At 30.9% G+C, this 15,790-nt stretch carries 14 protein-coding genes and 1 tRNA gene; 7 read left to right on the top strand and 8 right to left on the bottom strand.

Features of this window, described 5'->3' with window-relative positions; translation table 11 throughout:
• The coding region (locus tag IJ258_RS08240) for a DUF2070 family protein (protein WP_292805649.1) at nucleotides 1-1,737 on the top strand (1,737 nt) is incomplete at its 5' end.
• Here the strand turns inward: IJ258_RS08240 and IJ258_RS08245 are convergent.
• On the bottom strand, nucleotides 1,732-2,004 hold the full coding sequence (locus tag IJ258_RS08245; protein ID WP_292805651.1) for a hypothetical protein: 273 nt from the start codon (nucleotides 2,002-2,004) through the stop codon (nucleotides 1,732-1,734). The genes IJ258_RS08240 and IJ258_RS08245 overlap by 6 nt on opposite strands.
• Before the next feature lie 85 nt (nucleotides 2,005-2,089).
• Here IJ258_RS08245 and rqcH point away from each other — a divergent pair, with 85 nt between their 5' ends.
• Nucleotides 2,090-4,096 (top strand): ribosome rescue protein RqcH, encoded by a 2,007-nt coding sequence (rqcH, locus tag IJ258_RS08250; protein WP_292805653.1) that lies wholly within the window; start codon nucleotides 2,090-2,092, stop codon nucleotides 4,094-4,096.
• On the opposite strand, the gene IJ258_RS08255 is transcribed toward rqcH, so the two are convergent.
• Together IJ258_RS08255 and IJ258_RS08260 are read right to left on the bottom strand one after the other, a co-directional pair.
• Nucleotides 4,093-4,812 (bottom strand): metal-dependent hydrolase, encoded by a 720-nt coding sequence (locus IJ258_RS08255; protein WP_292805655.1) that lies wholly within the window; start codon nucleotides 4,810-4,812, stop codon nucleotides 4,093-4,095. The genes rqcH and IJ258_RS08255 overlap by 4 nt on opposite strands.
• Nucleotides 4,812-5,987, bottom strand: a complete 1,176-nt coding sequence (locus IJ258_RS08260; protein ID WP_292805657.1) for a hypothetical protein — start codon at nucleotides 5,985-5,987, stop codon at nucleotides 4,812-4,814. Before IJ258_RS08260 ends, IJ258_RS08255 begins: the two co-directional genes overlap by 1 nt.
• 182 nt (nucleotides 5,988-6,169) lie before the next feature.
• Here IJ258_RS08260 and IJ258_RS08265 point away from each other — a divergent pair, with 182 nt between their 5' ends.
• Together IJ258_RS08265 and IJ258_RS08270 are read left to right on the top strand one after the other, a co-directional pair.
• Nucleotides 6,170-6,376 carry a class III signal peptide-containing protein gene (locus tag IJ258_RS08265; protein WP_292805659.1) on the top strand — a complete coding sequence of 69 codons (207 nt, stop codon included), beginning with the start codon at nucleotides 6,170-6,172 and terminating at the stop codon, nucleotides 6,374-6,376.
• Nucleotides 6,369-6,551 carry a class III signal peptide-containing protein gene (locus IJ258_RS08270; RefSeq protein WP_292805661.1) on the top strand — a complete coding sequence of 61 codons (183 nt, stop codon included), beginning with the start codon at nucleotides 6,369-6,371 and terminating at the stop codon, nucleotides 6,549-6,551. The genes IJ258_RS08265 and IJ258_RS08270 overlap by 8 nt, the downstream gene beginning before the upstream one ends.
• Before the next feature lie 18 nt (nucleotides 6,552-6,569).
• On the opposite strand, the gene fwdF is transcribed toward IJ258_RS08270, so the two are convergent.
• From fwdF to IJ258_RS08290, 4 genes are all read right to left on the bottom strand, one after another.
• Entirely contained in the window at nucleotides 6,570-7,577 is a 1,008-nt protein-coding gene (fwdF, locus tag IJ258_RS08275; RefSeq protein ID WP_292805663.1) for a tungsten-dependent formylmethanofuran dehydrogenase subunit FwdF, read from the bottom strand.
• A gap of 8 nt (nucleotides 7,578-7,585) precedes the next feature.
• Nucleotides 7,586-7,777 carry a 4Fe-4S binding protein gene (locus tag IJ258_RS08280; RefSeq protein ID WP_292805665.1) on the bottom strand — a complete coding sequence of 64 codons (192 nt, stop codon included), beginning with the start codon at nucleotides 7,775-7,777 and terminating at the stop codon, nucleotides 7,586-7,588.
• A gap of 90 nt (nucleotides 7,778-7,867) precedes the next feature.
• A complete protein-coding gene (locus IJ258_RS08285) occupies nucleotides 7,868-8,326 on the bottom strand; it encodes a phosphopantetheine adenylyltransferase (protein WP_292805667.1) in 459 nt (152 codons plus the stop codon).
• A 107-nt stretch (nucleotides 8,327-8,433) separates the two neighbouring features.
• A complete protein-coding gene (locus tag IJ258_RS08290; RefSeq protein WP_292805669.1) occupies nucleotides 8,434-11,373 on the bottom strand; it encodes an Ig-like domain-containing protein in 2,940 nt (979 codons plus the stop codon).
• Nucleotides 11,374-11,866: 493 nt separating this feature from the next.
• On the opposite strand from IJ258_RS08290, the gene IJ258_RS08295 reads away from it, so the two are divergent.
• The 3 genes from IJ258_RS08295 to IJ258_RS08305 all read left to right on the top strand — a co-directional run bounded on the left by IJ258_RS08295 (nucleotide 11,867) and on the right by IJ258_RS08305 (nucleotide 15,498).
• Entirely contained in the window at nucleotides 11,867-13,420 is a 1,554-nt protein-coding gene (locus tag IJ258_RS08295; RefSeq protein WP_292805671.1) for a radical SAM protein, read from the top strand.
• 61 nt (nucleotides 13,421-13,481) lie between these two features.
• Nucleotides 13,482-14,600: a pyridoxal phosphate-dependent aminotransferase gene (locus IJ258_RS08300; RefSeq protein WP_292805673.1), complete on the top strand. Its 1,119-nt coding sequence runs from the start codon at nucleotides 13,482-13,484 to the stop codon at nucleotides 14,598-14,600.
• Nucleotides 14,593-15,498, top strand: coding sequence for a cation diffusion facilitator family transporter (locus IJ258_RS08305; protein WP_292805675.1), 906 nt, complete (start codon nucleotides 14,593-14,595; stop codon nucleotides 15,496-15,498). Before IJ258_RS08300 ends, IJ258_RS08305 begins: the two co-directional genes overlap by 8 nt.
• Before the next feature lie 9 nt (nucleotides 15,499-15,507).
• On the opposite strand, the gene IJ258_RS08310 is transcribed toward IJ258_RS08305, so the two are convergent.
• A tRNA-Ser gene (locus IJ258_RS08310) sits at nucleotides 15,508-15,591 on the bottom strand.
• Nucleotides 15,592-15,790: the final 199 nt, after the last annotated feature.

Below are 15,790 nucleotides of genomic sequence, written 5' to 3' on the forward strand. Positions count from 1 at the left end.
ATTTTAAGTTTTTTGATTGGTAGCACATATTACTTAATTGATTTGACACCTAACCAGGGAATAATTTTAGATTTCATATATGGAGGATTATTCGGATTGATTGTTTTAGGTGTTGCATCAATAATGAGCGGTGCCCTAAACCAACAGATTATAAGTTCATTTCATGGAATCAATCTGAAAATAAAACATTCAATGTTTTTATCAGGACTTTCTATGTTTATTTTAGGCATTTTTATCATTTTAGGCTGTATCATTTCAAGAATAATTAATGTAGACATTTTCGTTAATTCCGCATTATTCGGTTGCGTCATAATTTATGGAGTCAATACTCTAGTGTTTTGGGCAACATCAAAAGTCAGATTCACTGTTGCAGCCATTACTGGATTCATCCAACCTATACTCATCCTAGCATTATACATACTCATTTCATTCTTATTCATAGACACAAGCTTTATTGGACCAGTTTTACTTCAAGTAATGATTAAAGCACTGATTGCTTCCATAATTTTTGTTTTAGCAATCTATGCATTCATTACCGTCATCGCATCCCCATTTAAAAAGAATTTGGGAATTGGCGTTTTGGATTTATTAAGTTTATTTATTGCTCACATGAATGAAGGATCAAACTCCCTTGAAGGATTGTTTGAGAACATGAGCGAAGCGATTGATACAATTGTCACTTTTGTAAGTTTCAGAAATGAAAATGGAATTAAAGCATTGTTCATTTCCCCATCAGTCCATCCAGGACCATTAGGAGACCTTGGAGGATCAAACATGCCAACAATTCTTGCAAATAAGTTTGATCATTTCACAATGGTTGCACATGGACCTTCAACCCACGATTTCAATCCTATTGCAGTTTCAGAAATCGATAAAGTGGAAAAAGCAGTTAAAGATGGCCTAAATAAAGTTGAGTACTGTGAATGCGGAAGCAAATTTGTCAGATACACTTCGGAAAAAGCAAATGTCGGCGTTCAGTTTTTCAATGAAGGAATGATAATCCTTTCAACATTCGCTCCTGAAGCTGTTGATGACATTGAATTTGGTGTCGGACTTACAATGATGGCTCAAAGCAGAAGCAAATGTAACGTCAGAGACTCAATTATTGTAGACTGTCACAATTCATTTACTGCAGAAAGTGGAGAAGTTCTTCCTGGAAACTCTGAAGTATTCCAGTTGATTGATGTTATTGATAAAATCAACGCTGATCAGGAAAAGTATGATATTAAAGTCGGTTGCAATCATAATACAATGGGCGATTTGGACAAACAGGAAGGAATCGGTGAAAGCGGTTTGAAAACCATGATTGTTGAAGTGGACGGTCAGAGAACTGCTTATGTACTGTTTGACTCAAACAATATGGAGATTGGTTTTAGACAGGAAATAATTGATGCAGTAAGTGATTTAGAAATTGATGAAATTGAAGTCATGACAACTGATACTCATACGGTTAATACTCTTTCAAGAGGTTATAATCCTATTGGAATAGCAAAAAGACCTGAAATTATTGAATATGTAAAAGTCAGTATTGTTGAAGCGATAAAAGATTTAGAAAAAGTAGAAGTTGGAACTGGAACTGAAAAAATTAGGAATCTTAATACCTTCGGCCCAAACAATTCAACAGAATTGATTTCAACAATCAGTTCAGTAGTGGCTGTCAGTAAAATTATAGCTCCAGTCTTACTTATTACCGCATTATTAATAGTATTTATTTGGATTTTCTTTGGGGGATTATAAGTACATTACAAATAATGTATAAGCAATAACCCATGTAAAGAAGAATGGTGAAATTCCATCCCATAACCATTGACTAAATCCGGAGATTTCATCTCCAGCAATTTTTTGGGAAAATTGGCCAATAAAATATAATATTATTACAGCAACGAAAAATGCAAATACATCATTTTTAAATCCAAACCAACCGGCAGTCAAACCTGCGGAAATTAATGCTGCAACAAGGCCTGCAATTATATGAATACTAGTAACTTTAACAGTAGCGTCCATGTATATCCTCCATTAAATTAAATATATTAATATAATTTTAGTGATTATAATATATTAAAGTATTGATTGAAAAAGGTGTTTTATAATGAAATCCATGTCAAACGTTGACATTTTTACAATAAGTAATGAACTAAATAATTTATTAAGTGGTGCTAGAGTCGATAAATCATTCCAACCTACAAAAGACATTGTAGTTATGAGATTTCATGTTCCAGGAACTGGAAGAATAGATTTAGTAATGCAGTGTGGCTCTAGAATACACATTAGCCAATATCCACTTGAAAATCCAACAACTCCACCAACATTTCCTATGCTTTTAAGAAAAAGAGTTAAAGGAGCTCATGTTGAAAGCATAAAACAGCATAATTTTGATCGTGTAGTGGAAATCAGGGTAAAAAAAGACAAATATTATACTATAATTGTTGAGTTGTTTGATAAAGGAAACATAATTCTATTGGACGATGAAAACAATATTATCTTACCACTTAAAAGAAAACAGTTAAGTGCAAGAGACATAAGCTCAAAAAGAGAATACAAATTTCCGGAAGAAAGAGGAATAAATCCAATTACTGCAAGTGAAAGTGAATTTAAAGAGTTATTTGAAAATCATGACAGCGATATCGTTAGAACCCTTGCAATGAATGGATTAGGAAGTTTATACGCAGAAGAAATTATTAAAAGAGCCAATGACATAATAGAACTTGATAAAAATACACCTAACAATGAAATTTCAGATGAGCAATTATCTGCATTATACACCGGATTTAAAGACTTATTCGACAATCTTACCGAAGAAAATATCAAACCACAAATTGTAAAAAATGAATCAAAAGAAGATGTCGTAGCGCTTGACTTAATAAAATACGATTCTTTTGAAAAAACTTATTATAAAACATTTAATGAAGCATGCGATGAATTCTACTCAAAAAAAGTCAATACTGATATAAAAAATATAAAAGAGGCAGCATGGAATAAGAAAGTAAATAAGTTTGAAAAAAGGTTGCGTTTACAACAAGAGACACTTGATAATTTTTATAAAACCATTGATGATAGTCAACATAAAGGAGAGGTTATTTATTCTAATTACCCTACCATCGAAAATGTAGTAAATGTTGTCAACCAAGCAAGGAGTAAGGATTATTCTTTTAAAGAAATTGGTAAAACATTGAAAAAAGCTAAAAAAGATGGAATGAATGAAGCCCAAATTTATGAATCTATTGATAAAATGGGAGTATTGACCTTAAATATTGATAACACCACTCTATTAATAGATCCGAAGTTAACAATACCTGAAAATGCTGAAAATTATTATGAAAAAGCAAAGAAAGCTAAAAGAAAAACAAAAGGTGCACAAATAGCTATTGAAAACACTAAAAAACAGCTGGAAAAAATTAAAGCTAAAAAGGATATTGCAATGGAAAATATCGCTGTACCTAAAAAGAGAGTTAAGAAAAATTTAAAATGGTATGAAAAGTTAAGATGGTTTTTAAGCTCAGACGGTCATTTGGTTATTGGCGGGCGTGATGCCAACAGTAATGAAAGTGTTGTTAAAAAATATTTAGAGCCAAATGATATTTATTTACATGCAGATATACATGGAGCATCATCAACTGCAATAAAATTGAATGGTGATGAGTTAAATGATTCTCTCATCAAAGAATCCGGAGAGTTTGCAGCATCATTTTCATCTGCTTGGTCAATGGGTTTCACATCCCAAGACGTATTTTGGGTTCATCCGGACCAAGTTACAAAAACACCCGAATCCGGAGAATTTTTACCAAAAGGATCATTTGTAATAAGAGGCCACAGAAACTATATTCGAGGCTCAAGAGTAAAATTAGCAATTGGTATTGTTGATTATGAAGGAAAAAGAATAATGGCAGGACCAATTGAAGCTTTAGAAGCACATTGTGAAAATTATGTCGTATTAAAACCAGGATTTATGAAAAAAGAAGCAATAGCGAAAAAAATTATCCATAAAATTAATGAAGATGATTTATTAACACTTGACGACATCATCAGAGTGTTGCCATCTGGAAAATGCGATATTGATGAAGAATATCATCAAAGAAAAAAATATGAAAAAAATTAATCCTGATAATCTTCAGGATTAAATTCAAAATATTCATTTGGGTTCATAACCACAATGTCAATATTCGGATTAAATTGACTTACAAAATTAGCAAATATTGCAGGATCCTGTTCTATAGGTGGGAAAGTATTGTAATGCATTGGAATTACCACTTTTGGATTCATCCACATTGTACCAAGAGCAGCTTCGAATGGACCCATAGTAAATTTATCACCAATAGGAACCATCACAACATCAGGTTTATAAATAGCACCAATAATATCTTTCATATCACCAAATAATCCTGTATCACCACAGTGATATATTTTAGTTCCATCTTCAAAAGTTATAAGAAAACTTGCAGCAGTTCCTCCAGGAACAGTCTCTTCGACAATATCAATGTCAGAGGAATGTTTTGCTTCAAGCATGGTAAATTTAATATTTCTAAATATAAAAGAACCGCCGATATTAACACTAATGTTTCTAATTCCCTGTTTTGCTAAAAAGAGTGAAATTTCATGGATACATGCTATAGGTGCATTAGTACTATTAGAAATTTCTAAAGCATCACCAAAATGGTCAGAATGTCCATGAGTTAATAAAATAATATCAGGATTCAATTCTTCTACAGGAACTTCACAACTGGGATTGTTACTAATAAATGGGTCAATTAATATTCTAACATTATCATCACTAATAATTTCAAAGGCAGAATGACCTAACCACCTAATTTCCATTAAGCGACACCACCATTAGCAGCAGCCATGAGAACATTTTCATCTAAATTAGAAGCAATGTTCCATGTTTTTTCGAAATCTGCCCTGATATTTGAAATAGAAATTCTATCATTATAAATTGCACCATATTCCATATTATTTTTGCCTTCTGAAATAATCATAGCATGAGAATCATCAGTGATTAAATTAATTGAATGCACTTTTGGAACTGTCTTAATATGAACCCCTTGTTTTAAAAGAGATGAAATTAAAAACATATAAGACATGTCTGAAACATCAAATTCATTTATAATTACTCTAGAATAAATTGTTGGAACATGAGATAAAAACCTGTCAGACAAATCATTTAAAGAAGGAATTTCCAACATTATTTCCTTATTTACATTCACTGCCAGATTATCAAATGCCTCTTTAGAAGTCAATACCCCATTATCAGAAATTACATAACTATTTAATGATTTTGGAACCGGTAAACTCTCAGGATTATTAATATCAATTTTAATTTCTCTATTATTTGCAACATCTGGAGCAACCACGGTTTGAATATCATTTACTGGTTCAATAACTGGTTCTTCTTGAGCTAAAGCACGTTGAATTTCATTAGACTTATCAGTAGATTCAACAACAAACTCTGGAATCTCATCAGAGAAGTAATCATTTTGTCTTCTTTTAGGAGCACGAGTAACCTTTAATGGTTTTCCATAATTAGGAGTAAATGTAAGCTGTTTATTGAAATCAACTTCCGGTTCTTGCTGCGGAACAACATTCAAAACAGCCTTTGAGCTTTCATCATAATCATCATTAAAATAGCTACCATCTGATTCAGAATAATCATCCATTACAAATTCTTCATAAGCAGGTTCTTCATAATCATTGAACTCTTTTCTAACTTTTAAAGGACCATTGGAAGTGTTTTTATTTGATGACCTCTCAAAACTTCCAAAAGAAGAACCCATACCTTCACGAGATTCTAAAAATTCTTTAATCTTATTAGTTGTCCTATCAGCATTAGTTTCAACAAAATAACTAATCATAAGTATAATTCCAACGATAGAAATTATTAATCCTACAATTAAAAGGATGTCGATTAAGTTATACACTGTTGTTTCATATGCGATGAGAACACCAATTACAAATAAAATAAAACCTGAAACTAATTTTATTGTATTTCCCACGTTTTCACCCTTATCAATTATTATCACTCTATTATTTAACTATTAATTAATTTATTAAAAACTATTTATAAAGTTAATGGATAAAATAAGAAAAATCAATGCAAAAACATCAAAAGTAATACTTTTTTAAAAAATAGTAATATTAATATAGTAAAAAATCCAACATAATACTGGTGAAAAAAATGAGAAAAATGAAAAAATTCTTCAAAGAAAATTCAGGTCAAGGTGCCGCAGAATACATTCTTCTGTTCGGGGGAGTTATTGTTATTGCATTGCTTGCATTAACAATATACAGATCATACATGAACACTAGCGATGTCAGCTTAAAAGCAAAAGACGACATCATAGATGTTCGAAACACTATCCTTGACAACAGAACCCATGTATAGAAAAAAACTTGACAATAAAGGCCAGGGAAGTGCAGAATTAATCCTAATTATTGGAGGATTAATTATAATTGTGCTTCTAATTGGAAGTTATATGTCCAACATAACTAATCAAACACAAAACAATATGAAAAATGTGTTAAAACAAGAAAGAGATTTTATCTTAAATAAAATATGAAAATGGAGAGATTACTCTCTATTTTCCTACTAAAGTATTTAATATTTCATTCCAAGATTCAGAATTAATATTATTCAATTTCATTGATGTCCTATTTAAAATTCTAATATCCTGCGGACATGCAGTTACACAAGCACCACATAAATTACAGAACTCCAAATTAGTAACAGATTTGCCATCAACTATTGTAACAGCATTACATGGACAAACATCTTGGCATGCATGACATGAATCGCCTTTACAAATTTTTTCGTCAGTTTCAACCAATTCCAATTTACCATCAAATGGTTTAGTAATTGTAATTGCATCAACAGGACAAATTTCTGAACACCATGAACAGCTTACACAGGATTCATCCAAAATAAATGTTGATCCTGTAATTTCTGGAGTTTTAATTTCATCATTATACATACAAGTAGAACAAACTTGCATAATTGCATCTTCAGGACAAATTCTTTTACAAATTCCACAAAATATACATTTAGATAAATCCACACCAATTGAATTGTTTAACAAATCATTACTTGATTTTGGAACATTATTAATTTCAATTGCACCAGCAGGACACATATCTGCACAAAAAGAGCAATAAATACATTTATCTTTATCAATATCTATTTCTCCTCTTACCAAATCAATTGCCTCTGGAAGATTTCTTTCAAAGATAATTGAATCCTGTGGACATACTTGATAGCATCGACCGCAATAAATACAATCATCATCACAAACAGTTGATTCCACTTCCCAAATTGGATAAGATTTCATATCTTTAACATTTGTTCCATCAATAGTCAATGATAATGAATCAAATGGACATGCAACAGAACATAACCCGCAAAATACGCAAGAATCGGAATTAATAGATATTAAATCCATTTCTATTAAACCTCTTGCTATTGGGACAAGAGGTCCTAATCTTAACGATTCGGTTGGACATACCTGAACGCATATTCCACATCCGACACAATTTATATCTTTATAAGATAAATTACGGTGTTCTTCACCACTTCTCTCGATATTAAACATATTATCCCTCACGCTTTGGAGATAGCTTGATTTGGACAATTTTGTATACAAAGATCACAATCGTCACAATTTTCAGGAACGATTTTTACATCCCCATTTTCTTCTATGATTGCTCCTTGTTCACAAAGTTTAATACATAACCCTTGTACAGGACAATTTTCAATGTGTCCACATACATCCGGATCAATTTTTACTGCCATATAACCACCTCTCAATAACATAAAAATATTTTTATGTCAATTAATATTATATCGAATTGCACATATAAACATATCGATATTTTTTTAAAATTATTCTATGAAATTCCCATTTTGATTAATTTCACCACGCCTAATTCGTGTTGAAGAAATAGGATTTCCATCATAGGCTAAAACAAAACTAACAACGACAATATCCAAAGGATTCATTCCTTTAGAAACACGAATTTCATTTATTTCAACAGCAGTAGGTTCAGTTTCCTCACTAACAACAATAGCTTCAAAATCACTGTCAAATATTGTAGTTCCATAAGGATCTTCCAACGGAACAACAACGAAATTTGATTTATCTGCAAAAAAAGATTTAAGATTAGCCATCCTTTCTCTGCAAGAATCAATATCTCCTTTTAAACCTCCAAAAGCATCAGAGGTCACTCCAATTTCAATTTCATTACCTATATCGAAAGCAGTGGATAATAATTTTTTGTGTCCATCATGAAATTTATCAAAAGTTCCACCTACAGCCACTTTATTATACTTTTTAGAATTCATAATATTGTCCAAATTAGCTTGTTAGTTAAATGTTTATTTGAACTTGTATAAATTAATAGCTATAAAAAAAGAGAAAAAATGTTTAAAAAAAAATAAAAAATAGAAAATTAGAATGAAATACTTGAAGAATAACTTTCAAGTTTATATGTATGAGTATTCCAATTTCCTATTTTACCTAACGAGTTCCTAGAACTTGTAGCATCAGCAACAGTCCATGTATTACCAATCAATACTTGAGCAAAAACATGCCCATAAGTATGACCGCTTGTGAAAGTACATTTTGCATGAACATACCTAGTTGCTAAACCTGCAGCCCTAAACATTGCAACAGTCAAATGTGCATGGTCTACACAATTACCGGATTTAGTTTTCAATGTTCCTGCAGCACCATATTTGGTATTATAGTAAAAACTATAAGACAGAGTATCTCTTACAAACTTAAAAATCGCATTAGCTTTCTGTTTTTCAGTCTTACAGTTCTTTGTCAACTTGGTGACTAACTGCTTAATTTTAGCATCGTTAACTTCACAGTTTTTAGAAGCTGCCAAGTACGCTGCCAAATTACTAATAGTATTTTTAGAGTTTAGACCACCAACTTTTGTAGAAGCTGAACCAGATACAGATTTCACAGCAACATAAGACGGCATTTTATTATGCTTACCATAATAAACAAGTGCATCTGACATTGAACCTACAAGACTGCCATAACCAATAGTTCCAACTTTAGAACTGACTGAATTAGGCAATACTCCTTTAGATTCTGCAACTTTAACTACACGTTTTGCTACACTAAGATAATTTTTCAAATAACCTAAACTGGATGTAGTCTTAGGCTTTTTAGGATTACTTAGAATTTTAATAGGAATATCATTTTTATTACCTGCTTTAAGATTTACAACAGCTTTTGAAACCAGATATAAATAATCAGCAGTTTTAAATGACACGTCCCCAACTTTAACTGAAGAAGGTAATTTTGAATGTTTAGAAATATAGTTTTTTACACTTTTTGAAGAAGCAACTAAATCTTTAATAGCTACCTTACTTACAGAATATATTTTTGCTGAACCATGAGCAGACTCATGATTGAACTCAATGTTATGAGTTCCTTTAGATAATACACCTAAACTAACTTTTGCAACACCTTTTGAATTGGTTTTTGAAGTTAACACCTTATTGTTAAATGTGAATTTAACTTCCTTATCTTTAACAGGAGTGTTTTTCTCATTAACCAATTTAACTGAATAAGTTGCACTATTTCCAACAGGAACATAAGTATTTTGAGCAATGAATTTAGTTCCTTTTACAGTAATATGTTTGGAAACTGAAGCTGACTTATAATACGGATCTGCAACAATACTTTTCACAGAGTAATAACCTACCCCTTGAGTGACCTTGAATTTAGCAACTCCGTTTGAATCAGTTTGGTAAATATAAGATTTGCCTCCAACAGTGGATTTTACAAATACTCCCTTAAGAAGTTTACCGGATTGATCTTTAACGGTAACTTTATAATCAGCATTTTCATTAGCTTTCATAGTTAAATCGCCGGCACTTACCTTAGCAACCAATTTTAAAATAATGACCCTATTAGAACCATGACTATAGTCTTTAGAACCATATTTTGAATAAGAGTATTTTACTGAATATGTACCCGGATTAACATTTTTTAATGAAAGTTTTGCATAACCTTTACTATTGGTCTTGCATACAGTAGTTTTTCCATTGATTTTTATGTTGACATTTTTATTAGGTAAAACTTTTCCATTACTGTTTGTTAATTTGACTTTGAATTTAGTTGCATCATGATAATACATCACTACAATTGAAGAAGATACTTTAGTGGTCGGATCTGCAACTATTAATTTTGCATGACCGGACTTAGCATACAAATTACCATTACCTGTAAACTCATATTTAATTTTATAAGTACCTTTAGCAAGAACAGGGATAGTTATTTTAGCTTCCCCCTTCGCATTAGTCTTTGAGGTTACTTTTTTATTATTATAAGTGAAGGTGACCTTCTGATTTTTAAGCAATGCATTATGTTTTGTTTTTAAAACAACAACAAATTTACCTTTTTTGTTGGAATGGATATATGTTTTACTTTTAGCGGTAATTTTTGTTTTATCTTTTTTAACAGTTATTTTATGTGAAACTTTTTCCTTTGTGTAAGGATTGGTAACACTAACAACATGTTTTCCAACAGCTAAATTAATATTAAGAGTAGCAACTCCATTTTTATCTGTTGTTCTAGTATAAGATTTACCATTTATAGTGAAAGTAACTTTAGTATCTGACAATACAGAGTTACCATTCCAAAATGTCATTTTATACTCAGATGTATATCCATAATATTTAGTTAAATCACTTCCGATTGCTGAAGACAATACTTTAACATTTTTTGAAAGTGAAGAGGAAGCATAATTTGAATTTCCCCCATAACTTAATGAAACTGTGTATGTGCCAATATTCAAACTGTCAGTTTTAACTGAAGCAACCCCATTAGCATTGGTATATGCTGAATAAGATTTCTTATTGACATTTAAAGTTACTTTTTGATTAGCTAAAACATTGCCGTCATTATCTTTTAAAGTTACATCAAAATAAGTAGCAGAGGATCCATAATGAGTATCAGCTATACTTAATTTTGTGGAAACAGGACTAGCAGCAATAATACTTGAATCAGTTGAACTGTCAGCACTGACGAAATCATTGCTTGAACTAGCAGCAACAACACTATCAGAACTTGAACTAGAAGAACTTAAAGTATTTTCCCCGTCTGCATTATCCTCATCAGAAGTTAATTTTTGTTGATCATCGTTTGACTCAGCACCCTCATTTAGAACTTCATCATTACAATAATCCCCCAAATTATCATCATGAGAATTAACTATATTAGTTTGTGAGATAGAAACCCCGTTAGAAATTTCTAATTTATTATTTTCAGATAATGAATCCACATCATCTGCTATTAAATTTGAATCTTCTGTATTGTAAACATTAATTGATTCTGTAGCGCTAACGACACCCATTACAAGGAATAACATTAGTGCAATAGATATAATCAATGTTTTATTTTTTATCGAAATTTTTCCACCTCTTGGTTCTCATTACGAAAATTTTATAGTAAAATATGATTATACTAAAATATAGTATTTCATAATGAGTGGATAAAGATTATAATTTTATCTTATATAAATGTTTTTAATAGCCCAATATGAAAAAAACCTATTTAAATTGCTTAAATTAATGAAAAAAGATTAAAAATGAATATATTTAATAAATAAAACAAAAAATATATTAAAACAATTAACAATAATCTTTAATTTCTCAAAATGGAAATAAAATTTTAACAAAACTACAAAAAATGAAAATTAAATTTAATAAATTTTTATAGGAAAAAATATTTAAAATTAAGTAGATTTAAAAAAAATAAACAAATAATTGTACAAATAAGAAAAAATAGATTAAAATTGAAATATTATAGTGAAAAAGAAGAAATAAATTTAAAAATTACAAATGTTAAAAAAAGTTGATTTAATGTTATACGAAAAAAATATATTCAAAAAAGATTTCAGAAAAATAGATATACGATTCGCATTAGCTTATCCCAACATCTATAAAACTGCAATGTCATCTTTAGGATATAATATATTGTATAATTTAATTAACGAACGTGAGGATACTTGGTGTGAGAGAATAGTTTATCCGAATACCAAATCACTTGAATCAAATAATCCACTCAATCATTTTGACATAATAAGCTTTTCTATTCAATTTGAGGAAGATTATTTTAATGTCTTGGAAATGTTAAAAAATACTGGAATTCCACTAAAACGAAAAGATAGAACTGCTAGTGATCCATTAATTATTGCTGGAGGGCCTTGTGCTACCGCCAATCCTATGCCTCTATCTGACTATATTGATATTTTTATTATAGGAGAAGGAGAACAAACAATCAATAAATTTTTAGACATATACGGCAAGTTTCAAAATACAAATTTGGGAAAATTCTTGGAAATTGATGGAGTTTACATTCCTGAGTTTAACAATAAAACAAGAATATCCATTATAGAGAATATGAATGAAACTTATCATATCACCCAGCCCATATTAAATAAAAGCGACAATGAGGATTATCAGAGCATTTTCAATAATTCAATAATGCTAAATGTTTCAAGAGGCTGCACAAGAGGTTGTAGATTTTGTATGGCAGGCTACTTATACAGACCTGTTAGAGAAACATCCTGGAAAAAATTAATAGACCTTGCAATTGAAAATCGAAAAAACACTGGCCTGAATAAGGTTACTTTAATCGGTGCAGCAGTTTCAGATTACAAAGATTTGGATAAATTAATTAAAGGGCTTGAAGCGGAGGGATTTCAAATTTCAACACCTTCACTTAGAATAGAATCAATTACTAAAGAGACCTTGGAAACATTAAAAAAAAGTGGCCTGAAAACAATTACCCTTGCACCTGAATCAATTCCCCGACTTAGAAAAGTAATCAATAAAGACATACTAGAAAATAAAATTTTTACTGTAATAGAAAATGCCGTTGAATTGGATTTCAATATAAAATTATATTTCCTGATTGGAATACCCGGAGAAAGTATTGAAGACATAAAAGATCTTTGTGAGTATATGAAAAAAATTGCCCATATGCATAATAATCCTAAAAAAGTTAAATTCAGTATCAATCCAGTAATTCCAAAACCACATACTCCTCTTCAATGGGAGGGTTATGATTTTAAAGACATTAAAAAGAAAACCCGATTTATAAAAAAAGAAATGAAAAATTATAACATTAAATGCGAAAGTCCTAAAAAAGGACTCATCCAATATATATTGTCTTGTGGAAATAGTAGCATTGGTGAACTTATTGAGAAATCAATAACAAAACAAGTCCCCCTTAAAGAATGGAGAGAAATAACTCCAAAATATGAAATAGACGAATTATTGCCTTGGAACAATATTGATGTTGGAATAAATGACAGATTTTTAAAAATTGAACATAAAAGATTGAGAAACTTAAAGCAAACTCCATGGTGTGAAACATCCCCATGTTACAATTGTGGAGCATGCAAAAAATAATTACTCGAAAAAAATAAATTTACTATAATAATATATTATATAATAAGTGAGGTAAAAATTTATGATTAATCCTGCAAGTAGAACAAAATTAATTGAATTATCCCAGATAAGAAAAATGTTTGAAGCAACAAAACCTGGTGCAATAAATTTAGGAATTGGTGAACCTGACTTTAATGTACCACAAAACATAAAAGATGCAATGAAAAAATCAATTGACAATAACGAAACACAATACACTCCCAACAAAGGATATATTGAACTAAGAGAAGAAATTGCAAAAAAATTCAAAAAGGATAATGAAATAACAACAGATCCTGAAAATGTTATCGTTACCGTCGGTGCCAGTGAAGCATTGTATGTCAGTACTCAGGCATTTGTTGAAAAGGGTGATGAAGTAATTTTACCTAATCCAAGTTTTTTATTATATGAAGCAGTATTAAATCTGGCTGGTGGAAAAATAGTGCCAGTCGATTGTAAAATGGAAAATGAATTTAAATTAAAAGCAGATGATGTGGCAGAAAAAATCACTAATAAAACAAAAGCAATAATCTTAAATTCCCCATCAAATCCACCTGGAGCCGTAATGGAGAAGGAGGATATTAAAGCAATAGCTGACTTATCAATGGATAAAGATTTCTTAATTATATCCGATGAAATATATGAAAAAATTATATATGATAAAAAACACTATTCACCTGCGAAATATAGTGATAATGTAATTACAATTAATGGATTTTCAAAAACATATGCAATGACTGGATTAAGAATAGGTTATCTAACCGCAAACGAAACATACTGCGAAGAACTGTTTAAAATACATCAAAACAGCATTGCCTGCGCTAATTCTACTGCACAAAGAGGAGCTTATGAAGCATTAACCGGACCACAAGATGAAGTGCATAAAATGGTTAATGAATTTAAAAATAGACGTGATTTGATTGTTACTAGATTAAATGATATGGGCTATGAAACTGTAAATGCAGAAGGAGCATTTTATGTATTTCCAAAAATTGAAGATAAAGAATTTGTTAAAAAAGCTGCAGATGCCGGTGTAGTAACCGTATCCGGAGCCGCATTCGGTTCAAATGGTGAAGGACATGTTAGAATGTCTTATGCTAATTCCTATGACAATATCAAAAAAGCAATGGACATACTAGAAGAGCGTGTAGTAAATGGATGAATTTAGAAGCAAAGGTGGAAAAAAAGCTGCAACAGTTGCAATTATCGCAAATTGTATTTTAACCATCTTAAATATAGTTGTGGGAATAGTATCTGGAAGTTATGCATTAGTATCTGAAGGAGCACATACGTTATCTGATGTGGCCACTTCCATTATTGCTTACATTGGTTTTGTAATTGGGCAAAAACCTGCTGACGAAGAACATCCTTATGGTCATGGCCGTGCAGAAGCTATTAGTGGATTACTTATAGTAGTATTCTTAGCTATTATCGCATATGAAATTATAACCGGCGCAATAGATAAAATAGTTCATCCGGAGTTAATAACCATCCCAGATACATATGCTGCAATAATGGCTACTTTAGGAATAATCGTGAACTTAAGGATTAGTGAATACATCATTTCAATTGGAAAACAGATTAACAGTCCAGCAATTGTTGCAGATGGACAACATCAAAAAACTGACATTTTCTCATCAGTAGCAGTGTTAGTTGGAGTAATTGTTTCAAACATGGGGCTTCCAATTTTAGATCCTATAATTGGATTAGTAATCGGCTGTCTGATTATAAAAACAGCATATCAAATTGGAAAAGAAAATATTGATAACATAATGGGCAAAGTACCGTCAGAAGAGTTAATTAAAGAAATTGAAAAAGTTGCAAATGAATCAATCAATATAAACACTGCTCATGATATAAAAGTAGATTATTTAGGAGCTTATGCAACTGTTACATTACATATTGAACTTGATGGAAATATGAGTTTAACCGAATCTCACGAACTTGCACATATCGTTCAAGAAGAAATTGTTAAAAAAATAGATATTGTAAAATCAGCAACAGTACATACCTGCCCAATTGGATTGGAATACAACCATGAACAAGAAATTGATAAATAATAATAAAAGCGCCGAGACGGGGATTTGAACCCCGGAGGTCATAAGACCATTGGATTAGCAGTCCAACGCCGTACCAGGCTGGGCCATCTCGACATGTGAAAAACAGTATAATTAATTATATGTCAAAACTTATTTATAAACTTAATTATTTTCATTAAATGGCATGTTCAAAAGTGGACTAATCTCAAAAATACAAGTGATCTAGAAAACCCAACTCCACCCCGGGATTCTACAAGCATTGAATGTTAACAGTAGAGCTGCTCCCTTCCGGGCCTGACCCATTCCCATATTA

It is taken from the genome of Methanobrevibacter sp. (genome assembly GCF_017468685.1).
Classification (GTDB): domain Archaea; phylum Methanobacteriota; class Methanobacteria; order Methanobacteriales; family Methanobacteriaceae; genus Methanocatella.